18 protein-coding genes are annotated in these 22,603 nt (G+C 70.3%); 14 read left to right on the top strand and 4 right to left on the bottom strand.

The window, feature by feature from the left end:
* Positions 1–400: 400 nt before the first annotated feature.
* The gene (gene lgt, locus ACIBVQ_RS26260) at positions 401–1,402 is read right to left on the bottom strand and encodes a prolipoprotein diacylglyceryl transferase (protein WP_399180625.1); all 1,002 of its coding nucleotides are present in this window, start codon (positions 1,400–1,402) and stop codon (positions 401–403) included.
* A 228-nt stretch (positions 1,403–1,630) separates the two neighbouring features.
* On the opposite strand from lgt, the gene ACIBVQ_RS26265 reads away from it, so the two are divergent.
* The 3 genes from ACIBVQ_RS26265 (at position 1,631) to ACIBVQ_RS26275 (ending at position 5,519) form a co-directional block, all read left to right on the top strand.
* Complete coding sequence (locus ACIBVQ_RS26265) at positions 1,631–2,980, top strand: hypothetical protein (RefSeq protein WP_399180627.1); 1,350 nt, start codon at positions 1,631–1,633, stop codon at positions 2,978–2,980.
* A 62-nt stretch (positions 2,981–3,042) separates the two neighbouring features.
* Positions 3,043–4,281 carry an AAA family ATPase gene (locus ACIBVQ_RS26270; protein ID WP_399180629.1) on the top strand — a complete coding sequence of 413 codons (1,239 nt, stop codon included), beginning with the start codon at positions 3,043–3,045 and terminating at the stop codon, positions 4,279–4,281.
* Complete coding sequence (locus tag ACIBVQ_RS26275; protein WP_399180631.1) at positions 4,278–5,519, top strand: VWA-like domain-containing protein; 1,242 nt, start codon at positions 4,278–4,280, stop codon at positions 5,517–5,519. Before ACIBVQ_RS26270 ends, ACIBVQ_RS26275 begins: the two co-directional genes overlap by 4 nt.
* Positions 5,520–5,607: 88 nt before the next feature.
* Here ACIBVQ_RS26275 and ACIBVQ_RS26280 read toward each other — a convergent pair whose 3' ends face one another.
* The 3 genes from ACIBVQ_RS26280 to ACIBVQ_RS26290 all read right to left on the bottom strand — a co-directional run bounded on the left by ACIBVQ_RS26280 (position 5,608) and on the right by ACIBVQ_RS26290 (position 8,497).
* Positions 5,608–6,837, bottom strand: coding sequence for a cytochrome P450 (locus ACIBVQ_RS26280; protein WP_399180633.1), 1,230 nt, complete (start codon positions 6,835–6,837; stop codon positions 5,608–5,610).
* Positions 6,838–7,020: 183 nt separating this feature from the next.
* Positions 7,021–7,602: a signal protein gene (locus ACIBVQ_RS26285; protein ID WP_362917440.1), complete on the bottom strand. Its 582-nt coding sequence runs from the start codon at positions 7,600–7,602 to the stop codon at positions 7,021–7,023.
* Positions 7,603–7,732: 130 nt separating this feature from the next.
* Positions 7,733–8,497 carry an IclR family transcriptional regulator gene (locus tag ACIBVQ_RS26290; RefSeq protein ID WP_352012907.1) on the bottom strand — a complete coding sequence of 255 codons (765 nt, stop codon included), beginning with the start codon at positions 8,495–8,497 and terminating at the stop codon, positions 7,733–7,735.
* Between the two features lie 280 nt (positions 8,498–8,777).
* Between ACIBVQ_RS26290 and ACIBVQ_RS26295 the strand changes: the two genes are divergently transcribed.
* From ACIBVQ_RS26295 to ACIBVQ_RS26345, 11 genes are all read left to right on the top strand, one after another.
* Complete coding sequence (locus tag ACIBVQ_RS26295) at positions 8,778–9,929, top strand: ABC transporter ATP-binding protein (RefSeq protein ID WP_399180636.1); 1,152 nt, start codon at positions 8,778–8,780, stop codon at positions 9,927–9,929.
* A gap of 50 nt (positions 9,930–9,979) precedes the next feature.
* Complete coding sequence (locus ACIBVQ_RS26300) at positions 9,980–11,089, top strand: extracellular solute-binding protein (RefSeq protein ID WP_352012909.1); 1,110 nt, start codon at positions 9,980–9,982, stop codon at positions 11,087–11,089.
* Between the two features lie 45 nt (positions 11,090–11,134).
* Entirely contained in the window at positions 11,135–12,928 is a 1,794-nt protein-coding gene (locus ACIBVQ_RS26305) for an ABC transporter permease subunit (RefSeq protein ID WP_352012910.1), read from the top strand.
* Complete coding sequence (locus ACIBVQ_RS26310; RefSeq protein ID WP_352012911.1) at positions 12,925–13,941, top strand: hypothetical protein; 1,017 nt, start codon at positions 12,925–12,927, stop codon at positions 13,939–13,941. The genes ACIBVQ_RS26305 and ACIBVQ_RS26310 overlap by 4 nt, the downstream gene beginning before the upstream one ends.
* Positions 13,938–15,011 (top strand): alcohol dehydrogenase catalytic domain-containing protein, encoded by a 1,074-nt coding sequence (locus ACIBVQ_RS26315; protein ID WP_399180638.1) that lies wholly within the window; start codon positions 13,938–13,940, stop codon positions 15,009–15,011. The genes ACIBVQ_RS26310 and ACIBVQ_RS26315 overlap by 4 nt, the downstream gene beginning before the upstream one ends.
* The gene (locus tag ACIBVQ_RS26320; RefSeq protein ID WP_352012913.1) at positions 15,008–15,886 is read left to right on the top strand and encodes a sugar phosphate isomerase/epimerase family protein; all 879 of its coding nucleotides are present in this window, start codon (positions 15,008–15,010) and stop codon (positions 15,884–15,886) included. The genes ACIBVQ_RS26315 and ACIBVQ_RS26320 overlap by 4 nt, the downstream gene beginning before the upstream one ends.
* Positions 15,883–16,905, top strand: a complete 1,023-nt coding sequence (locus tag ACIBVQ_RS26325; protein ID WP_362782472.1) for a Gfo/Idh/MocA family oxidoreductase — start codon at positions 15,883–15,885, stop codon at positions 16,903–16,905. The genes ACIBVQ_RS26320 and ACIBVQ_RS26325 overlap by 4 nt, the downstream gene beginning before the upstream one ends.
* A gap of 39 nt (positions 16,906–16,944) precedes the next feature.
* The gene (locus tag ACIBVQ_RS26330; RefSeq protein WP_399180641.1) at positions 16,945–17,823 is read left to right on the top strand and encodes a 3-keto-5-aminohexanoate cleavage protein; all 879 of its coding nucleotides are present in this window, start codon (positions 16,945–16,947) and stop codon (positions 17,821–17,823) included.
* Between the two features lie 8 nt (positions 17,824–17,831).
* Positions 17,832–18,788, top strand: a complete 957-nt coding sequence (locus ACIBVQ_RS26335; RefSeq protein ID WP_399180643.1) for a fumarylacetoacetate hydrolase family protein — start codon at positions 17,832–17,834, stop codon at positions 18,786–18,788.
* Positions 18,789–19,086: 298 nt separating this feature from the next.
* On the top strand, positions 19,087–20,358 hold the full coding sequence (locus ACIBVQ_RS26340) for a glycerate kinase (RefSeq protein ID WP_399180645.1): 1,272 nt from the start codon (positions 19,087–19,089) through the stop codon (positions 20,356–20,358).
* A gap of 670 nt (positions 20,359–21,028) precedes the next feature.
* The gene (locus tag ACIBVQ_RS26345; protein ID WP_352012918.1) at positions 21,029–22,486 is read left to right on the top strand and encodes an MDR family MFS transporter; all 1,458 of its coding nucleotides are present in this window, start codon (positions 21,029–21,031) and stop codon (positions 22,484–22,486) included.
* Positions 22,487–22,603 lie beyond the last annotated feature (117 nt).

Consider the following 22,603-nt stretch of genomic DNA (forward strand, 5'->3'; position numbering starts at 1 on the left):
CTGTGAATCCAGACCCCGCCGATGTACGGCGTGGCGTTGTCGGCGGCCCGGGGGCCATGGCGACAACAAGAGCACAAGCACCGGAGGTGAAGGCCTTTTTCATCGGTCCGTCGACGGGTTGGTGAGTGGAGCGTCCGCCGATGGGGGATGACGCGTGACTGATCGCGTCAGGCTGCTTGGCTTACGGGCGAGTATAAGGACGGCCCTGACGTCCGACAAGTGGAATAATGTATGTCACTTGATGTGGTGAATGGAATGTGAGAGGCATGTTCGATGGCTTGTCCACATTCGCAGGAATGAGAGGAAAGATTCCTGGACGGCGACCGTTCTCTTCGGTCTGTTCAGGAAATCGACACAATCGTTCCGGTCATGAATTGACTTTGAAAGAGTAAAGGAGTCGTCAGTTCTTGGCCTGTGCCCCGTCCGGCTCGTCCGCGGGGACGGAATCGCCGGTGCCGGTCCGGGGTCCGGCCGCCCTGTGGGCGAGGAACTCCGCCTCGGTGACGGTCAGGAAGCCCTCGCCGCCGGGAGCGGGAACGAGATGGTCCCTCGGCCCCCTGCGCAGTACGAAGTAGGCCAGGGCGGACAGGAACACCACGATCGCGACCCAGAAGTTGAGACGCTGGCCGAAGAGGATCAGGGCCTCGTCCGTCCTCAGGGTCTCGATCCAGGCCCGGCCCGCGGTGTAGGCCATCACGTAGAGCGCGAACGCGCGGCCCTTGCCGAACCTGTGTCTACGGTCGAGCCAGTAGACGAACCCGGCCACGCCGAGGTCCCACACCATCTCGTAGAGGAACGCGGGGTGGTAGAGGCCCTCCAGCAGGACCGGCCTGCCCTCGGCGTCGACCGCCGCGCTGCCGATCGGCGGTTCTCCCGGGCCGCCGCCGGACATCCTGTGCACCTCAAGGCCCCACGGCAGGTCGGTCCTGCCGCCGTAGAGCTCGTTGTTGAACCAGTTGCCCAGCCGGGCGATCACCTGGCCGATCGGGAGGCCGACGGCGATGCAGTCGGCGAGGAGCGTGAAGCTCAACCGCGTTTTCCTGCAGGCGATCCAGGCGCCGAGCGCGCCTCCGGCGACGGCGCCCCAGATGCCGATGCCGCCCTCCCACACCCTGAGGGTGCCCATGACGCCCTCGCCACCGGCGCCCCAGTATTTCTCCGGGGTGGTGACGACGTGGTAGAGGCGGGCGCCGACGATGCCGAAGGGCACCGCCCACACGGCGATGTCGAGGGCGGCGGTCGCGGGCGCGCCACGGCTGCGCATGCGTCTGTTCGTGATGAGGCTCGCGGCGACGACACCGGCGACCATGCACAACGTGTAGGCCCGGATCGGAATCTCGAAGAACCCGAGGTTCACGTACCAGACCGCTGTCGCCGGGCTGGGAATGCTCGCGAGTATCACGGTGGAGAACACTACAGGCGCGCCACCGGGGCGTACAGGAACGACCAATCTGTCCACAGGGCCGGTTTATGGTCGCGCGGAAAACGGAAATCCCTCCGGAAAATCGTCCCCCTTCCGGTGGGGCCGGTATTTCGTGCATGGCGGATCCGGTGGGGAAGGCTCTATGCTGGCCGGGATGAATACCTACTCCTGTGGATTGGGGGTCTCGTTCCGGCAAGGTGAGTGCTGATGCGCCCCTTGACCGTGACCGAGGATTCCCGGCTCTCCCTCTGGCTGCACGTGCGCGAGTTCGCCGTGCCGCCCTCCATGATCGAGACAGCGACCGCCCGCCGTACCGTCGGAGACTGGGCGGGGGCGTGCGCGGCGGCGCACGTCGACATCGATCTGAACCTGCGCTCCACGGCTCGCACCCACGGCCGGGAGCTCATGGCCCGAGTCCGGGACGACCTTCGTCACCTGGCTCCTGACCTGCTGCGCTGGCACATGCCGCGGATCGTCCCCGACGGTCTGCTGCGGCCGGGCCTGACCGTCTCCCTGGCCCGATACCATCCTGCGTCGTACGGCGGCGGCGCCACGGTGCACCTCGTGGCCCGGACCCCACCCGCCTGGGCGGGTGCCGGGCAGCGGATCAGCCTGGCGCTGTGGGACGGGTCCGGGGCCGGACGGCATCCGCACCCCCGGCCGAACCGACGTTTCCGCCTCGACCTGCACCGCCACCTGTGGGACGCCCGCAGGGCCGGTGAGCTGCGGGTCCGCGCCGGGGCCGGCGACCCTCCCTCTCAGGATCCGGGGGTGCCGCTGGAGCCCGGCTGCGCCGTGGACCGGTGGGCGGCCGAGGCGTGGACCCTTCTCCAGGAGGAGAAAGGGGACGCGGTCGCCGTACGGCTCGGGAGGCGGCGCCTGCTGGTGCTGGACCTGACGGCGTTCCCTGAGGTACGGATCACGACGGCTCCCACACGGGGCGGCCGGTCGGCGCTGCCCGTGCTGCCGGACGCGGCGACGTGGGTGCCGCCCGACCTGATGCTGCTCCGCGCCGGACTGATCGAGGCCGACCGGCTGCACCCGCTCGTCGCGTCGGCGCTCGCACCGGACCACTCCCCGTCCCGCCCACCGCGAACCGGTGGCCGGGAGGCGTGGCGGCTGGTCGAGTGCCGTGGGGCCCGGCACCGGATCGGGCTCGTCGACGGCGTGCTCGTGCCGCTCGACCACGACCCCGCCGAGATACACCGCGAGAGGTTGCTGTCCGCGCTGACCGGTACCCCGCTGCCCTGCCTGCGGGTGATCGAGGAGGCGCACCGCGCCCCGGAGGGCCTCCCCGGCATCCGCGCGCGGCTGGAACACGGCGACGTCGCCGGTGCCCTGGCCGCCGTCGAGGACCTCCTCGGCCCCGGCGCCGCACTGCCCGAGGGCGCCCTGCGGGACGAGCTTGAGGCGGCGGCACGGCGACGGGTCGCGCACGGGCTGTTCCGGACCGGACTGACCGGGCCAGGCAAGGAATCGGTCATCTGGCCTGGTCAGGTGCCTCAGACAGGCGCCAAGGCCGACCACGCGCGTTCGCGCCGCACGACGTCTCGCTGAACGTCCCCACCGAACGTCAGCGGACATCCCGCTGAACCCTTCTCAGACCCAGAGGTGATTCGATGCTCGAATTCTCATCCCGTACCGCTCACGCCGGCGATCTGGAGGTCGCCGCCGACCTGATCGCCATGCTCGGCGACACGACCACGGAGCCGCGTGCCGACCCGCAACTTGAGGCGCTGACCCTGGCCGTGGCGGCCGACCTGCCGGTGCTGCTGTGGGGGGAGCCGGGGATCGGCAAGACCGCGGCCCTCCAGCAGCTCGCCGACGCCCTCGACCTACCGCTGACCACGGTCATCGCCAGCGTGCACGAACCGTCCGACTTCTCCGGCCTGCCGGTGGTCGGCGACGACCCCGCGACCCAGGGCGTCCCGATGGCCCCACCGGACTGGGCCGTACGGCTGGCCGCTGCGGGCAGGGGGCTGCTCTTCCTGGACGAGCTGTCCACGGCACCGCCCGCGGTGCAGGCCGCTCTGCTCCGTCTCGTGCTCGAACGCCGGGTCGGCGCCCTGCGGCTTCCGCCCGGGGTGCGGATCGTGGCGGCGGCCAACCCGCGTTCCTCGGCGGCCGACGGCTGGGAGCTGAGTGCGCCCCTGGCCAACCGGTTCGTCCACCTGCGGTGGGCTCATGACCACGACGTGGTGGTGCGCGGTCTCGGCGGGACCTGGCCGAGGGCGACGCTGCCCCGGCTCGACCCGGAGCTGTTGCCGCAGGCCGTGACGTTCGCCAGGCGCGCGGTGTGCGGGCTCCTCGCCGCCCGTCCCACCCTCGTGCACCGGCTGCCGAGCGAGGAGACCCGCAGGGGCGGGCCGTGGCCCTCGCCCCGCAGCTGGGAGATGGCGCTGCGGCTCACGGCCTTCGCCACCGCGGCGAACACCTCAAGGGAGGTGCTGTCCACGCTGGTCAGGGGCACGGTCGGGGACGGTCCCGGGCTGGAGCTGCTGGCCTGGACGGACAGGATGGACCTGCCCGACCCGGAGACGCTGCTGGCCGACCCGGCGGCGGCCGTCCTGCCGGAACGGGGTGACCTGCGCCAGGCCGTACTCGACGGGGTGGTCGAGGCGGTCAGGAGGCGGCCTGAACGGGCCAGGTGGGAGGCGGCGTGGGCACTGCTGGCCAGGGCGCTGGAGACCGGGGCCCCTGACCTGGTGGTCGTGCCCGCGTCCACGCTCGCCGCGTTGCGTCACGCCGACTGGGAGGTCCCGGCGTCGATCGAGAGGCTCGCCGGGGTGGTGTCGCTGAGCGGGCAGGCCGACAGGGCGGCGGCACGGATCACCGCCGTCGCGGGGCGGGGCCGATGACGTCCGGCGCGACGGGGACGCTGGACCTGGAGAAGCTCTTCGCGGCCCGGCTGCTCGCCGTCCGGGCCCGGCCCTACCTGGCGACGGCGCTGTTCGCGCTGCACCCGGTCGAGTCACGGCGGGTGCCGACGATGGCCGTCGACAGGTACTGGCGCTGCTACGTCTCGCCGCCGTTCGTCGCCGCGACCTCCGTGGAGGAGCTGGCGGGCGTGTGGGTGCACGAGGTCTCCCACCTGCTGCGCGACCACCACGGACGCAGCGACCGGGTCGCCGTGGAACGGGGCCTGACCGGGCCGGGGGAGCGGCTGCGGATGAACATCGCCGCGGACTGCGAGATCAACGACGACGTGTACGGGGACGGGCTGGTCAGGCCCGAGGACGCCGTCTATCCGAAGGCCCTCGGGCTGCCCGAGGGCAAGCTGATGGAGGACTACCTGCGCCGGTTCACGCTGGGGCCGTACACGCAGGGGCTGGTCTGGCTGGACTGCGGCAGCGGGGCCGACGGGCTGGAACGGGAGTGGGAGCTCGGGCCGGACGGCGCGTACGGGCTCAGCCCGCAGGAGCGGGACGCGGTGCGTTTCCGGGTGGCGGAGGGCATCGTCGGCCGTCCCGGTGACGCCCCGCAGGGATGGCGCAGGTGGGCCGAGAAGGCGTTCCACCCGCCGCAGCCGTGGCGCGAACTGCTCGGCGCCGCGGTCCGCTCCGCGCTCTCCGGCCCTGGCGCGGGTGAGGACTACGTGTACGGCAGGCCGTCGCGGCGCTCGACGAGCCTGCCCGGCGTCGTGCTGCCGAGCCTGCGGCGCAGACCGCCCAGGGTGTCCGTGGTCGTCGACACCTCGGGGTCGGTCAGCGACGCCGAACTGGGCGGCGCGCTCGTCGAGATCGCCGCGATCGTCCGGGCCGTGGGCGGCAGGCGTGACCTGGTCGGCGTGCTGTCGTGCGACGCGGCGGTCCAGGCGGTGCACGGGCTGTGCCGCGCGGAGGGGATTCCGCTGGTCGGCGGTGGCGGGACGGATCTGCGTACGGGCTTCGCCGGAGCGCTGCGGACGAGGCCCGCGCCGGACGTCGTCGTGGTCCTGACCGACGGGCAGACCCGCTGGCCGGAGGTACGGCCACTGTGCCGGACGGTGATCGGGCTGTTCTCCAGGAGGGGGCGGCTTCGCTCGTGGGAGGAGGACGACTCCTTCTACGTGCCGGATCGGCCACCCGAGTGGGCACGGGTGGTGACCATCGGCTGACCCGGTCGTCGCCGGCCGGGCCTGCGCGGGGCGACCGGCCACCCGCACGGGTAGCCGGTCCAGAGGTCCTCCGGGATCGTACGGCGGGCTACTCGGCGGCGCTCAAACGCACGGGGAGTTCCTGGTGGCCGTTGCTGATGAGGCTGGGGACCGGCCGCAACGTGTCGGCGGGCGCCGCGAGCGACATGGCGGGGAAACGCGAGAAGAGCTGCCGCAGGGCTTCGGCGACCTCAAGGCGGGCAAGGGGGGCGCCGAGGCAGAAGTGCACGCCGTAGCCGAACGTCAGGTGGTCCTTCGTCGCCCGGGTGACGTCGAAGGCGTCGGCGTCCTGCCCGTGCCAGCCGGGGTGGCGGTTGGCGGCGCCGTACGCGGCGAGGATGGGGTCTCCCGCGGCGATGACCTGCCCGCCGGGCAGTTCGATGTCGGTCACGGCGAAGCGCAGCGGCAGGTATTTGACGGCGGGTTCGGCGCGGAGGGTCTCCTCGACGACGTCCTCCCAGGTGGCCCGGCCCTCGTGGACGAGGTGGAGCTGGTCGGGGGAGGTCAGCATCGCGAAGACGGCCTGGTCGATGACGTTGACGGTCGTCTCGTACCCGGCGCTGATCATCAGGATCATGGTGTCGCGCAGTTCGGCGCCGGTGAGGCCGGTGCCGTCCGACTCCTCGTCGCGTGCCGCGATGAGGAGGGAGGTCATGTCGTCGCCGGGGTTGTCGCGTTTGTCGGCGATCAGCCGTTCGATGGTCTCGAAGAGCAGCGCGGTGTTGGCCTGGGCCTGCTCGGGGGTGAGGGTGCTGTCGAAGATGTTGTCGACGAGCTGCCGGAAGTCGTTGCGCCGTTCCTCGGGGACGCCCATCAGGTGGCCGATCACGGCGATGGGCAACGGGTAGGCCAGCCGCTCGCGCAGGTCGACCACCTGTCCCGGGGGAACCGTGGCGAGGTCGTCGACCAGCCCGGTGACCATGGCCTGGACGGTCGGCCTCAGCTCGGCGATGCGACGCGCGCTGAAGGCGGGGGCGATCATGCGGCGTAACCTGCGGTGGTCGGCGCCGTAGGCGGTGAACATGTTCTGAACCCCGATCCACAGGGCGAGCGGCCAGGTCTCCATCGTCCGCTGGAAGGCCGGGTAGTGAAGGCGGCCGTCCTTGGAGACGTCGGGGCTGGTGAGCAGGGTCCTGAGCAGGGCGGGGTCGGTGACCGCCCAGACGCGCAGGCCGAGGACGTCGACCGGGGTGGCCGGGCCTCGGTCCCGCAGGGCCCGGTACTCGGTGTACCGGTCGGCACCGGCGGGGTCGATGACGAACGGGAGGGGGTGGGACACGTGCCTTCTCCTAACGGTCGCGACGGCGAAGCACACTGAAGATCGATTCTCCGCGCACAGTTGACAGGGCAGCCCGGCCATCTGTGACAGAGGACCGCTCAGTACATCCCCCGACCGGCGGGAAAGGCCACCGTTCCCCTCCAGGACGATCTTCACCGTGGCGAGGGCCCCCGGAACAGGTCCTCAGGCCTGGGGACCGGGGGGATCGACGATGAGCGTGTAGTCGACGCCCGTGCGGAAGTCGTCGGAGGAGCCGCGGATGGTCAGGGTGTGGCGGCCGGGCTTCAACGGTCGCAGCCGTACCCAGATGCCGCACGCGGGGGAGAGCATCCTCCCCTTCCGGCCGGTCAGCGGGTTGCCCGCGACGCCGGTTATGGCGACGCGACCCTCGGTCAGCCGTTCGGACGCGACCGGCGCGCCGTCGAGGACGGCCTCACCCTTGGCGGCGGCCATGAACCTCCGGCACTCGGCCCTGGTGGCGGTCCGGTTCACCAGGGGGAACACGATCGGCCGTCCCTCGGGAACCTCGCATGTCCGCCGGGCCGTACCGCCGAAGGTGCCGGCGAGGAACCACACGTCCTGCGGCTGGTTCCGGTGGCAGAACCGTCCGCTCGGGTCCGTGACCGGATTCGTGTTCTCGGGCTCCGAGGACGCCCAGGTCCACCAGCGTCCCTGGATCGACGTCTCCGCCCCGGCTCCGCGAAGCCCGCAACCGGCGACGAGCCCAAGGACCAGCAGAAGGAACGGAACGGATCTGAGGGGCATCCCGGAATCATAGGACTCCGGATCTCGGGCCGGCGGTGTCGTCCGTGACGTTGGTTTCTCCGGGAAGAGCGCGGTGCCCGCTGGGTGACGTTCGGCGAGGGCCGTCCCCGATGTGGGCGCTCGCCGAAGGTCAGAACGTGTTCGCGATCTCGCCGACCAGGAAGGAGCCGAGCTCGACGAGGCGGTCCTTGGGCATGCGGGAGGTCGGTCCGGACAGGGCGATCGAACCGATGCACCTGCCGTTGTTGTTCAGGGGGGCCGCGACGCAGGACGCGCCGACGAGGGTCTCGTCGATGTCGAGGGCGTAGCCGAGAAGCCGGGACTCCTCGACCCGTTGGCGCAGGTCGAGCGGGCCCTTGGCGGCGCGGTCCGTGCCGCCCGAGTAGCTCAGGGTGCCGAGGACCTCGTCGAGGGCGACGTCGTCGAACGTCGACAGGTAGGCCCTGCCGACCGCCGAACAGTGGATGGGCCGTACGGTGCCGAGCCGTTCGCGCAGGGTGAGCACCTCGGACGAGGGCTGGTACTGCACGTAGACCATGTTTCCGCTGGCCGGGGCGGCGAAGAGGGAGGCCTCGCCGGTCCCGCCGGTCAGCCGCTTGAGCAGCGGGCCGACCTTCTCTATCAGCTGTTCGTGCGCGGGATGGTTGACGATCAGCCCGTAGAACCGCTCCGGGCGGATGGTGAACTCCTTGGTGGCGTCGTCGCGGGCGACGTAGCCGGCGTCCACGAGATCGCCAAGTATGCGCAGCGCACTGCTGCGGTTCACGTTGACCAACCGCCCTACCTCGGCCGCCGTCGCAGACTTGGTGGCCAGTTGCTCAAGAACCATGAGACCGCGCCTGATGTGCGACATGCTCCCGAGGTCGCTGTTGTCCCGTGATGGATTGTCTGGCATAGAGAAATTCTCTCCTTACCAAGATCCTGGACTGACCGTCTTCTCGGAATCTTCTCAGTGTGGGCAGGGGTGCGCCGCGCACTGAGGTGTGTTGCGCTGCCGACAACATAGCACGCTCAAGTTGGGCCAAGGAAGCGCCCGATTTCGCAGCTGGACCGGTCCAAGGTGCCGGATCTGTGCTGTTTCACCCCTGGTTGACCCCTTGACACGCCTTGCGGGGCTGCCTAAGTTCGTCAGCCATACGCGTTGCATTGATTGCAACTTTACCGAGGAGTTGAGGATGTCCGAGGTGTCGGAGGGCGTCCAGGTCGTCGACCAGGTCGCGACGGGCGGTGAGGTTGAGCTGGACGGCCTGTCGAAGAAGTACGGGACCGTCGAGGCGGTGCGCGGTGTCTCGCTGAACATCCGACGCGGTGAGTTCCTGGCGATCCTGGGTCCCTCCGGTGCGGGAAAGACGACGCTGCTCAACATGCTCACCGGCTTCGAGGAGCCGACGAGCGGTGCGATCCGCATCAACGGCCGGGACGTCGCGCGGCTGACGCCGCACAGACGCGAGATCGGCGTCGTGTTCCAGCACTACGCCCTGTTCAAGCACATGACCGTCGCCCAGAACGTGGGCTTCCCGCTGCGGATGCGGCGGATGCCGCTCCGGGAACAGCGCGGCCACATCCAGCACGCCCTTGAGCTGGTCAAACTTGAGGACTACGCGACCCGCTTCCCCGACCAGCTCTCCGGCGGTCAGCAGCAACGGGTCGCGCTCGCCCGCGCGATCGTGTTCCGGCCCGCGCTGCTCCTCATGGACGAGCCGCTCGGCGCGCTCGACAAGCGGCTGCGCGAGCACATGCGCGTCGAGATCAAACGCCTCCAGCGCAACCTCGGCGCGACCGTCATCTACGTGACCCACGACCAGGGCGAGGCCCTCACCATGGCCGACCGCGTCGCGGTGATGAACGACGGCGCCGTCGAACAACTCGGCACGCCGACCGACCTGTACGAGAGACCCGCGAGCGCCTTCGTGGCCGACTTCGTCGGGGAGACCAACTTCTTCACAGGCCGTTCCGTCCTCGACGCCGACGGCCAGGTCCGGGTCGTCCTCGACGGCGACTCGTCGCAACACCGCCGTGAGGTGGCCAACGCGGCCTCGCTCAGGCCCGACCGGGGCGTCGAGGTCGGGGTCCGCCCGGAACAGGTCTCGCTGCTGCCCCCCGACGGCGCCGACGGCACAGGCGCGCAGGCCGTACCGGGTGTGGTGAGCGAGGTGCTGTACGAGGGCGCGACGGCGCTGCACGTCGTCGAGACCGCGATCGGGAACCTCAACGCGCGCCTGTCGTTCAGGAACCTCACCGAGACCAGATGGGCCGTCGGCGACCGGGTCGCCGTCCACTGGGACCCCTACGCCGCACGCGGCTACCACGCGGACGGCCGGCGGTAAGCCGCGGGCCAGGACGCGTCAGAGATGTGCAAGACAGAAAGGTTCGGCTGATGAAGTTCTCCCGGAAGACCGTGCTGGGGGCGGCGGTGACGGCCGGAGCCCTGCTCACGACCACCGCCTGTGGAAGCGGCGACGACACCGGCGGTGCCCCCTCCGCCGGTACGGTCGTCGTCCCCGACCCCGGTGGTGACCTGGGCAAGGCGATGAAGAAGGCCTTCTTCGACCCGTTCGAGAAGAAGACGGGGATCGACGTCGTGCTCAGCCCCGGCGAGTTCGACGCCGCCGTGGTGCTCACGGGCGTCAAGGCCGGTGCCCCCGCCTTCGACCTGGTGAACATCAACGGCGCCGTACTCCAGCGGTTCCGCGACGGCGCCGCCCTCGAACCGGTCGACTACACGCTGTGGAAGGCCGGGGACCGCGAAAAGATCTCCCCGGTGAAGGCCGCCGACGACGCGGTGCCCGCCTACTACATCTCCGTCGTCCCGGCCTGGAGCACCGCCAAGCTCGGCGACCAGGCGCTGACCTCGTGGGCGGACTTCTGGGACGTCGCGAAGTTCCCCGGGAAGCGGACCCTCGCGCCGGGCGCCTGGGGCGCGGGCGGTGCGACGTTCGAGATCGCGGCACTGGCCGACGGCGTCGCGCCGAAGGACCTCTACCCCATCGACTACGACCGGGTGTTCGCGAGCCTGGACAAGCTCAAGCCGAACCTCGTCAAGTACTGGGAGACCGGCGCCGAGCCCATCCAGCTGCTCACCGGCGGCCAGGTCACGGTCGCCAGCGCGTGGAACGGCCGGGTCGCGGGCGCCAAGGAGAAGGGCGTACCGGTCGCGAGCACGTGGAACCAGTCGATCCTGCAGTACGACAACTGGGCGATCCTCAAGGGCGCCAAGAACGCCAAGAACGCGCAGAAGCTCCTGGCCTTCATGATGGAGCCGCAGGCCCAGGCGGACTTCGCGAACGCGATCACCTACTCGCCGGCGAACTCGGCGGCCTTCGACCTGCTCCCCGAGGACCGCGCCGCCCTGCTGCCGACGTCGCCGAAGAACGTCGCCTCCGCCGTGACCCAGGACTACGACTGGTGGACCTCCACCGCCCCCGGGTCGACCAAGTCCAATGAGGAAGTCGCCATCGAGCGCTGGCAGGCGTGGGTCTCCAAGTAGCCCACGGCCCGTCCGCGATCGAGACGACCTCGACCTAGGAGATCCATGTCGGTCGACAGCTCCCCGGAGCGGTTCACCGGTGATCCGGCCGCCCCCCCACGGCACAGGCCGGATCGCCGGTGGCTCACCCTGGTTCCGCTCCTGGCGGTCCTGATCCTGCTGTTCGTCGTCCCGCTGTGCTCACTGCTGGTCGACAGTTTCCGCGGCGGGCAGGGACTCACCCTGGAGAACTACCACGAGCAGGTGACCTCGCCGGTCTTCTGGCGGGCGATGCGCCGCACCCTGGTCATCGCCGCGCTCTCGACCGGCATCTGCGTCGCCCTCGGGTACTGCATGGCCTACGCGCTCACCCGGATGCCCAAACGGCTGCGCGGCGCGCTGATGGTCGTGGTGCTCGTGCCGTACTTCACGAGCATCCTGATCCGTTCCTACGCGTGGATCGCGATCCTCGCCCCCAGCGGGCTCGTCGCCAAAACGCTCGCGCTTGTCGGCATCGACAACCCTCCTGACCTGGTGTTCAACCAGACCGGCATGCTGATCGGCACCGTGCAGATCCTGCTGCCGCTGGCGCTGCTGCCGATCTACAGCGTGATGAGCGGCATCGACCGCGCCGCCGTACGGGCCGCGCAGAGCCTGGGGGCCTCACCGGCGGTCGCGCACTGGCATGTGTACCGGCCCGCGACCTCCTCGGCGGTCCTGGCCGCCGCCGCCCTGGTCTTCATCAGCACCCTCGGCTTCTACGTGACGCCCGCGCTGCTCGGCGGTCCCGGCGACACGCTCATCGCCCAGTCCATCCTCGTCCAGTTCTCCAACCTCGTCGATCCCGCCGGGGCCGCGGCGCAGGCCGTACTGCTCCTGCTGGTCGTCCTGGTGCTGTTCGTCGTCCTCTTCCGCTATCTCGCGCCCTCGCTCTCCATCGGGAGCACCGCCGCGAGCCCCCGCCGGGAGTCCGCGAAACAGGACGAACGGTATGAGCGGCTGCGTGACCTGCGTGCCCGGGTGCTCGACACCGTCCTCGGCGTCGTCGGACGGCTGCGCCTGCCCATCCTGGTCGGCGGCTGGCTCGTGGGCGCCGCCCTGCTGGTCACGCCGCTGGTCGTGGTGGCCATCTGGTCCTTCAGCGACGCGACCTACCTGATCTTCCCGCCGGAGGAGTACTCCACCCGGTGGTTCGCCGACTACCTCGCCGACGAGTCGTGGATCGGCTCGACCTTCCTCAGCCTGGGCATCGCCTCGCTCTCCGCGGCGATCGGCGTGGTCATCGGCGGTCTCGGCGCCTTCGGTCTCGTACGGGGTCCACGGCGCTCACGGGTGCCGGTGGCGGTCCTGGTCGCGATGCCGATGATCGTCCCTCCGATGATCTACAGCCTCGGGTTCTTCGTGCTCGTGGCGCCGCACGGCCTCGTCGGCACCCCGCTGGGCCTGGTCCTGCCGTACGTGGTGCTGGGGCTGCCCTTCGCGGTGTCGATCACGGCGGCGGCGCTGCGCAACCTCGACGTGCGGCTGGAGAACGCCGCGCGCAGCCTCGGCGCCGGACCCCTGTCGGTGCTCAGACACGTCCTGCTGCCCGCGCTGCGCCCGGCGCTGGTCAGCGGCTTCGTGTTCGCCTTCCTCGCCGCGTTCGACGACGTCGTCGTCGCGACCTTCATGTCCGGGCCGACCGCGGTGACGCTGCCGCTGCGGATGTTCCAGGACATCAAACTCGAAGTGAGCCCGAGGACAGCCGTCGTCGCCGTCGTCCTGCTCGGAGCAGGGGCGGCCGCGGTCCTCCTCCGGTTCGTCATGGCCTGGCTCGTGCGCGCCGTACGGGTGGCGCTGAGCCGGATGGGAGCCTCATGAACACCCCCTCGGTCGTCGCGGAGATGACCTCCCCCTATGTCGAGAACCAGGAGTTTCCCGGCATCGTCTACCCGACCTCGGTCACGGCGACGCTGGCGGCCTTCCGCCGGTCGTTCCCCGACGCCGAACGGCTCGCGCCCGAGGAGGACGGCGGCGCCGCGGCGCTGACCGTGCACAGCCCCGAATACGTCGACTTCGTCAAGGAGGGCAGCGGACGGCAGGAGGGGTCCACGAAGTTCCCGCTGAACGTCATCGCGGTCCCCGCCCTGAAGGTCTCCGAGCCGCGCACCTTCGTGGGACGGCACATCCAGTACTTCTTCGACGAGATCACCCAGGCCACCCCCTCGGTCTGCCAGGGGGCGCTGCACAGCGCGGCGGCCGCCCAGCAGGGCGCCCGCAGGCTCGCGCGGGCCGACCGGTCCTCCCCGGGGCTGGTGCTCGTGCCGTCCCGCCCCCCGGGCCACCACGCCCTGCCCACCGTGGGCGGCGGACTGTGCGTGTTCGCCAACGCCGCCATCGCGGCCCGCGAACTCTCCCGAAGCGGCCGGGTCGCCGTGCTCGACATCGACCAGGACCACGGCAACGGCACCCAGGCCGTGTTCTACGACGACCCGTCGGTCCTGACCGTCTCGATCCACGCCGAGGGCTGGCCGCACGTCGCCGGGTTCGCCGAGGAGACCGGTGGCCCCGGCGCCCCCGGCGGCAACCTCAACCTGCCGTTGCCGACCGGTTCGGGCTTCGACGCCTACCTGCCCGCGTTCGAGACGGCGCTTGAGGCGATCACCCGTTTCGAACCCGACCACCTCGTCCTGGCCCTGGGCTACGACGCCCACCGGGAGCAGGGGTTCGGGCTGCTGCGCCTGGACGTCGCGGACTTCGGCGTCCTCGGCCGCCGCATCGCCGGGCTGCGCCTGCCGACGCTGGTGACCACCGAGGGGTGCTACGGCTACTACGACTCGACCGCCGAGGCCGCCGACGCCTTCTTCGCGGGGTGGGCCGAGGGATGGCGGTGAGCGCCACCATGCGCGCCGCGCTCCTGACCCGCGTCGGCGGGCCGCTGGAGATCCGCGAGGTTCCCGTCCCCGAGATCGGGCCGGACGAGGTCCTGGTACGGACTCTGTCCAGCGGCGTGTGCCGTACCGACCTGCACATCCAGGACGGCCTGGCCTACGTGCCCGGACTGCCGCACATCATGGGCCACGAACCCGCGGGCGTCGTGGTCGAACGCGGCCGGGACGTCTCCGGGGTCGAGATCGGCGAGGTGGTCGTGCCCCACCTGTTCGTCGCCGAGCGGGAGTGCCGCTTCACCCGGGCAGGGGCCGACGCGCAGGCGCTGCACCTGCGGGGGATCATCGGCGTGACGCTGCCGGGAGGCTTCGCGGAGTACTTCGCGGCCCCCGCGAGGAACCTGCTGAGGGTTCCCGAAGGCCTCGACCCCAGGATCGCCGGGCTGTCGAGCTGCGCGGTCGTCACGGCGGTGCACGCCTACCGGCGCGGCACCGTGACGCCGGTGCGGACCGCGGTCGTGATCGGCGTGGGCGGCATCGGGCAGATCGTCCTCCAGCTCCTGGCCGGTGCCGGGATCTCCGCCGCGGCCGTCGACGTGCGGCAGGAGAACCTGGCGCTCGCCGTACACAACGGGGCCGAGTACGTCGTGCCCGCGTCGTCGGCGGACCGGGTGTCCGCCCTGTGCGCCTGGGCCGGGTCCCGGGCCGGTGACAAGGGCCCCGCCGACGGCGCCGACCTGGTGATCGACCTGGTCGGAACGTCGGAGTCCATGGCCGACGCCGCGCGGTACGTACGCCGCAGGGGCCGGATCGTCGTGGTCGGCGAGGAGCCCGACCTCCCCGGCGTCAGCTCGACGGTCCTCGCCCAGCGCGAGCTGGAGATCGTCGGCTCGCGCAACGGCGACAGGAAGGACCAGCACGACGCGCTGCGGCTGCTCGCCGAGGGCGCCATCACCCCGGCACTGGACGAGGAGTACCCCCTCGACCACGCCAACGAGGCACTCGCCCGGCTGCGAAGCGGCCAGGCACGGGGCCGGGTCCTCATCACGCACAACGACCAGCGAGGAACGAGATGAAGATCGCGACCGACACGTGGATGCTGCGTCCACACCCCATCGACACGGTGTTCTCGACCGTACGGCAGGCGGGCTTCGAACACCTGGAGCTCTCGCCCCGGCCCGACGTGATGCCGAGCTACGGCGGCAGGCGCGCGTCCAAGGCGAAGATCGCCGAGATCGCGACGGCGTCGAAGACCCACGGCGTCGGGATCGCGTCCATCTTCATCGAGCAGGCCTGGGGAAGCTCGGAGGAGGACATCCGCCAGGCGGCGGTCGGTTACTGGAAGCAGACCGTCCAGCTGGCCGTCGACCTGGGCTGCGACCGCATCAACTCCGAGTTCACCGGACGGCCGAGCGCCCCGCAGGCCGGTGAGGCCGCGATGCGCCGCTCCCTGGAGGAGGTGCTGCCGCTGGCGGAGTCCGAGGGCATCACGATCGCGCTCGAACCGCATCCCGGCGACTGGCTTGAGTCCGGCATCGGGGCCGTCGACTTCATCAGGGGCCTGCAGAGCGATCACGTCACCTACCTGCACTGCGTGCCGCACACCTTCTACCTCACCGGTGTCGAGGACGAACGCGGCCACCTCAAGAACGTCAACCGCGACATCATCACCTACGCCGGCGAGACCATGGACCACGTCCACCTGGCCGACACCCTGCTGCCCGGCCGTACCTTCCTCAACCCGGGAAGCCCTGGGGTGCGCAACCACCAGCACCTCGACATCGGGCACGGCGACATCGACTGGGACGAGGTGTTCGACGCCCTGCGTGAGGTCGCCTTCGACGGCGTCCTGTCGGTGGCCGTCTTCCGGCACGAGTCACGGGTGATGGATTCCCTCACCCACAACCTTCGCATCATTCGCGAACGTCTCGAAGGGAGCGTTGCCCAGTGACCGGATCGATACGCTTCGGCGTCGTCGGCCTCGGAGAGATCTACCAGCTCGCCCACCACCTCGCCTACCAGCGGGCCGACGGCCTGGAGGCCGCGGTCGTCTGCGACCTGGACCCGGCCGTCGCCGAGCGGACGGCGCGGTCGCTCGGGGCGCGGGCGTCCACCGACTACCGCGAACTGCTCGACGACGACCGGATCGACGCCGTCGACCTCGTGCTTCCGCACAACGTGCACTACGAGATCGCACGGGAGTTCCTCGAAGCGGGCAAACACGTCCTGATCGAGAAGCCCATGACCGTGGACGCCGGGCACGCGCGTGAACTCGTCGCCCTCGCCGCGAGCAAGGGCCTCAAGTTCACCGTCAACGAGAACACCCGGTTCATCCCCGCCTACCAGGCCGCCCTCGACGCCATCAACGGCGACGAGATCGGGGACGTGACCCTCGTCCGCACCCTGATCAGCGGCAACGAGTTCGAACGGCTCGGCAACCCGAAGCTGTGGAAGGGCCGCCAGGACGGCTCGGGCGGCGGCACCATCATCGACGCCGGTGCCCACTCCTTCTACCTGCTGAAGTGGATGTTCGGCGAGGTCGCCTCCCTGCGGGCCATGTCCGACCGGCTCGTGGACGTCAGCCAGGTCGAGGACTGGTCGCTGGTGTGCGGCCGGACGCGCTCCGGCGCGCTGTTCTCCGTCGAGTCCACCTTCACCTCGGGAGGACCGTGGAACGAGCGCCTCGAAGTGCACGGCACCAAGGGCCTCATCGTCGTCGACCAGCACCAGAACCCCCCGGCCATGATCTTCCACGGCAAGCGCGACCACGAGGGGTCGCCCCTGCCCGGTACGGCCTACGAGCCCACCACCTGGAAGTACAACTCGATCGCGGCCGGGATCGAGAGCTTCGCCCGTTCGATCGCGAAGGACGAGCCGACCGCCGTCGCCCCCGAGGACGGCGCCTACGCGGTGCGGATCATCGAACTCGCCTACGAGTCGGTGGCCACCGGCCGTCCCGTCTCGCTCTGAGATTTGTCACCCCGTTCCACAGAAAGAGGAGAAACCCCCATGGACCCGCTCGTCATCACCGTCACGGTCGACAGCACGATGTCCTATCCCGGCTACAAGGGCATGCCGGCCATCGAGGACACCGACAAGGTCGGCCAGGAGTACATCGACTCGGTGAACGCGGGCGCGACACTGTGCCACCACCACGGTGTCCACTACCTGGAGGACGCCATCCAGGAAGACGGCAAGAAGCTTTCCAAGATCGACTTCGACGGTTGGCGGGATCTCACCGAGAAGATCCGGACCGTGGGCACCGATCCGATCATGCAGTTCGGCATCGCCAGCGCCCGGCTGCCCGAGAAGGTGGAACTCATGTCGCTCAAGCCCGACATGATGTCCTACGCGTTCAACGTGCACGACGAGTACTTCCAGCCCGACCCGGCCTACCCCGCCAACGAGATGTACTCCCTGCACCCGAGGGACGAACTCGTCGAGTTCGTCACCGCGGCCGAGGCCAACGGTGTGAAGCCGGAGATCGAGTGCTTCTACACCGGCGCGTTCTGGAACCTGGAGTACGTCCGGCGGCAGGGCCTGCTGAAGGAGAAGGCCTGGGCGACCCTGTTCTTCGGCTGGCAGGGTGGCGCGTGGACGCCGCCGACCCCGGACGCGCTCATGTACATGGTCAACCACCTCCCCTCGAACACGAACTGGAACATCAGCGTCATGGACCCGGTCGCGCAGTGGCAGCTGCTGCCGCTGGCCATCGCGCTCGGCGGTCACGTCCGCGTCGGCTGGGAGGACAACCCCTACCTGCCCAACGGTGAGGCCTCGCGCAGCAACGCCGAACTGGTCGAGGTCGCGGTCACCATGGCCCAGCAGATCGGCCGCCCGATCGCGAACGTCGAAGAGGCCAGGCGCATCGCCGGGGTGAGCAGGTGACCGGCCTGATGAGTGGCGGTACCGCACAGGACCCGGTGCAAAGCGGTACGGCACAGGACCCGGTGCAAAGCGGCACGGCACAGGACCCGGTGCGCGGTGGTACCGCACCGGAGCCGGTGCGTGCCGTACGGGGTCTGGCGCGTGCCCGGCTCGGCGACGGCCGGGTCGTGCTCGTCAGGATCGAGTCGGAGAAGGCGACGGTCCTCGCGACCGAGTCCGACCACCCGGCGGCCGACGTGCTGAGGGAGGCGCTGCACACCGGCGCGTGGCGCGCCGACGGTGAGCCGGTCGCGGTCGGTGACCTCGAACTCCTCGCCCCGGTCGTGAACCCCTCGAAGATCGTGTGCGTCGGGCTCAACTACCGTGACCACGCGGAGGAGTCGGGCGTCGAGCCTCCAGCCAGGCCGCTGCTGTTCGCGAAGTTCCCCAACGCGCTGCGGGCCTCCGGCGCCGTCGTCGAGGTGCCGGAGGACCTGTCCGGCCAACTCGACTACGAGGGCGAACTGGGCGTCGTGATCGGGCGCCGGGCCAGGGACGTCGCCCTGGACGAGGCGCTCGACCACGTCCTCGGCTACGTCGCGGCCAACGACCTGTCGGCCAGGGACGCCCAGTTCTCCGACGGCCAGTGGCTGCGCGGCAAGTCCGCCGACGGGTTCTGCCCGGTCGGACCGGTCGTGACGCTCGCCGAGGACGTCGAGGACCCCCAGGCGCTGCGCATCGTCACCCGGCTCAACGACCAGGTCGTCCAGGACGGCTCGACGGAGAAGATGATCTTCTCCGTCGCGGAGATCGTCTCCTACGTCTCCCGCTACCTGACGCTCGAACCGGGGGACCTGATCCTGACGGGTACCCCGCCGGGTGTGGGTTTCGCGCGCACGCCCCCGCTGGTGGTCGGGGACGGCGACGTGGTGACGGTGACCGTGGAGGGCGTCGGCGAGGTCGCCAACCAAGTACGCGTCATATGAGATGACCGACCGGCCGCCCTCCAGGGAAGTCCTCCAGGAAGGGCGGCCGGCCTGTCACCGGTTCGCCGAAGTCGGGCTGGTCGGTCCGTCATCGGTTTGCCGGAGTCGGAGCGGCCGACCTTGACCGGTTCACCGGAGTCGGCTGGTCGACCCGTCGGTTAGCCGAAGTCGGGACGGCCGGTCCATCGCCGGTGCGCCGGAACCGGGCCGGTCGGTTCGCCATCGGTCCGTCGTCGGCTCGCTGGAGTCTGGCCGGCCTGGACGGAGTATCGGGAGGTACATCGGGGAGGGACACGGCATGACAGGGCTCACAGCGGGACTCACGGCGGGACGGATCATCGTCGCGCCGGACAAGTTCCGTGGGTCGCTGACCTCTCCCGAGGTGGCCGCCCACGTGGCCGCCGGACTGCGCGCCGCCGCTCAGGGGCGGGTGGCCGTGGTCCGGCTCCCGGTCGCCGACGGTGGTGACGGCACCGTGGAGGCGGTGGTCGCGAGCGGGTTCACCCGGGTCGAGACGGAGGTGACCGGACCGGTCGGCGCGCGGATCCCGGCGGCCTACGCCGTACGCGACGAACGGGACGGCCGGGTCGCGGTCGTCGAGCTGGCCGAGGCCTCCGGCCTGCGGAAACTGCCCGGTGACCCGGCGCCGCTGACCGCCACGAGCCGGGGCGCCGGCGAACTCATCGCCCACGCCGTACGGCACGGCGCGCGGCGGATCGTGCTCGGCCTTGGCGGCAGCGCCTGCACCGACGGCGGCGCGGGCATGCTCCAGGCGCTCGGCGTGCGGCTGCTGGACGCGGCAGGGAACGACCTGCCGCCGGGCGGCGCCGCGCTGCGCGACCTGCGCACGATCGACACCTCGGGCAGACTGCGCGGCTTCGAGGTCGTCGTGGCGAGCGACGTGGACAACCCACTGCTCGGACCGTACGGCGCCGCGACCGTGTACGGCCCGCAGAAGGGCGCCACCCCCGAGGACGTGGCCGTCCTTGAGGCCGGCCTGACCAGGCTGGTAGCCGTCACCGAGTCCGGCGGCGTCGCGTCCGTGCCGGACACGGCTAGCCCCGGCAGCGCCGTACACGCGCCGGACATGGCCATCCCCGGCGGCGCCGTACATGCGACGGGTGTGGCTGTTCCCGGCGGGGCCGTACGCGTGACGGGTGTGGCGAGCAGGCCTGGGGCGGGGGCGGCGGGTGGGGTGGGGTTCGGCGCGCTGGCCTTCCTCGACGCGGAGATCCGGCCCGGCATCGGCTACCTGCTTGACCTGGTGGACTTCGACCGGCACGTGAGGGGCGCCCGGCTGGTGATCACCGGTGAGGGCTCGATCGACGAGCAGACCCTGCGCGGCAAGGCCCCCGTGGGCGTCGCGGCGGCGGCCGCCAGGCACGGCGTGCCGGTCGTGGCGGTCTGCGGCCGGCGTTCGGTGAGCGAAGCGGAGCTGCGGGCGGCCGGTATCGAGGCCGCCTACGCGCTGACCGACATCGAACCCGACGTACGACGATGCATGACCGAGGCGGGCCCCCTCCTCGAACGCCTCACCACCCGGATCGCCACCAGGTTCGTCACCCCCTGAGACGGTCACCGGACGATCTCCCCGTCCGTCGTCGTTGACGCCGAGGGACGAACCGGTATCGGAAGGTGACCCTGAAAGGGCCGCGGCGGCGTGACCCGGCCGGACCGGGCGCCGTGGCCTCCGGTTCCCGCCGTGGAGCCGGTCACGGACACGCGGGAACACGTCGGGTACACGGGGGCACGCGGGGCCGTCGTCACCGCCTTTCACGAGTTCGGCCACGTCGGGGCACGCGGAGACACGTGGGGGCCTCGGTCCCACCGCCTCCACGAGTTCGGCCATGCCGGGGCACGTGGGGGCCTCTGTCGAAGGGCCTCCGGCTTCGCCGTACCGGGGTGGCGTGTCCTGACACCTGACGGCCACTCGGGGGAGGCGCCGTTTGGGGAAGTGTCATTCGGGGGATAGAAGGATGTTCCGGCCTGTGATGTCCGAACTTGGTCACTGAGTGGCATTCGCCCAGCTCGTAGGTGGTTTCGGGGGGCTGTGCAGGGCTCTGGGAGCCCCCATCGGTGGTGAAAATCGGGTGACATTTCGCGTCAGATGGCGGAATGTTGAGCGTGAGCGATGAGTTTTGTCGGTGGCACCCGTCAGTCTTTGTACGAACACACTTTCGTGTGTCTCACGGCTGGAACGCCAGCAACGACGTCCTGTCCGACAACCCGATTGAGGTTCCGTGCCCAGCACACAGCTCGACTCACCAGTCAAGCCCGTGACCGTCACCAAGGTGCGCACCCCTGCCGTGATCCGGCTGTTGGTGCTCGCCACGTTCGTGGTCATCCTCAACGAGACGATCATGATCAACGCGATCCCGCGGCTGATGAGCGCGATGAACATCACCGCGCAGACCGCGCAGTGGCTCTCGACGGCCTTCATGTTGACCATGGCCGCCGTCATCCCGATCACCGGCTGGTTCCTGCAGCGGGTGTCCACCCGCACGGCCTACACCGCCGCGATGGGCCTGTTCCTGATCGGTACGGCCCTGGCCACCGTCGCACCGACCTTCGAGGTGCTGCTGGGTGCCCGCATCATCCAGGCCTCCGGGACGGCGGTGATGATGCCGCTGCTGATGACCACGCTGATGCAGGTCGTGCCCGAAGGCAACCGGGGCCGGGTGATGGGCAACGTCACCCTGGCCATCTCGGTCGCGCCCGCGATGGGTCCCACGGTCTCGGGGGTGATCCTCCAGTTCGGCTCCTGGCGGCTGCTGTTCGCCGTGGTGTTCCCCATCGCCGCACTGATCATGTGGGGTGGGCTGAGGCAGCTCCAGAACGTCGGCGAGCCCAAGTTCAGCACCGTCGACTGGCTGAGCGTGCTGACCGCCGCGGCGGGCTTCGGCAGCCTGGTCTACGGGCTCAGCGGGTTCGAGAGCGGCGACACCCGTACCGCCGTCGGGTTCGTGGTGGCCGGCCTGGTGGCCATCTCCGTCTTCGTCTGGCGCCAGCTGCGCCTGCAGAAGCGCGGCACGCCGCTGATGGACCTGCGCACCCTGCGCCACCGCACCTACACGATCGCGTTGATCATGATGGCGGTGGCCTTCCTGGCGATGATCGGCTCGATGATCCTGCTCCCGCTGTACCTGCAGAACGTCCGTGGGCTCACCGCCCTGCAGACCGGGCTTCTCGTGATGCCGGGTGGTCTGGCGATGGGGCTGCTCGGCCCGACCGTGGGTCGGCTGTTCGACCGCTTCGGCGCCCGGGTGCTGATCGTCCCCGGTGCGATCGGCATCGCGGTCGCGCTCGTCGGGTTCACCCAGGTCACGATGACCATGCCGTTCTGGCTGCTGCTCGGCCTGCACGCGCTGCTGATGGTGAGCCTGGCCGCGACCTTCACCCCGGTGTTCACCCTCGGGCTCGGGTCGGTTCCGGCCTCGCTCTACTCCCACGGCAGCTCGATCCTGAGCACGCTGCAGCAGGTCTCGGCCGCCATCGGCACCGCGCTCGTGGTCACCCTGATGAGCGTGCGGGCCGAGGCCCTGAAGGCGACGGGCGCCAGCGACGCGCTCGCCAACCTCGGTGGCATGCGCACGGCCTTCATCGTCAGCGCGGCGCTTTCCGTGATCGTGGTCATCACCGCCCTGATGCTGCCGGCCAGGGCCGCCACCACGACGGAGCACCAGGCGGCCCACGTCTAAGAAAACCGCCTGGGAAGACCGTCTAAGAAGACCGTCGCCGTGGCTCTTCGGGGGTTCGCCGTCATCGAGCGGCGAACCCCGGAGCCGTTGGCGTCTGCCTCCCGATCCGCTGATACC

Origin of the sequence: Streptosporangium sp. NPDC049376, assembly GCF_044466505.1 — a bacterium.
GTDB lineage: Bacteria > Actinomycetota > Actinomycetes > Streptosporangiales > Streptosporangiaceae > Streptosporangium.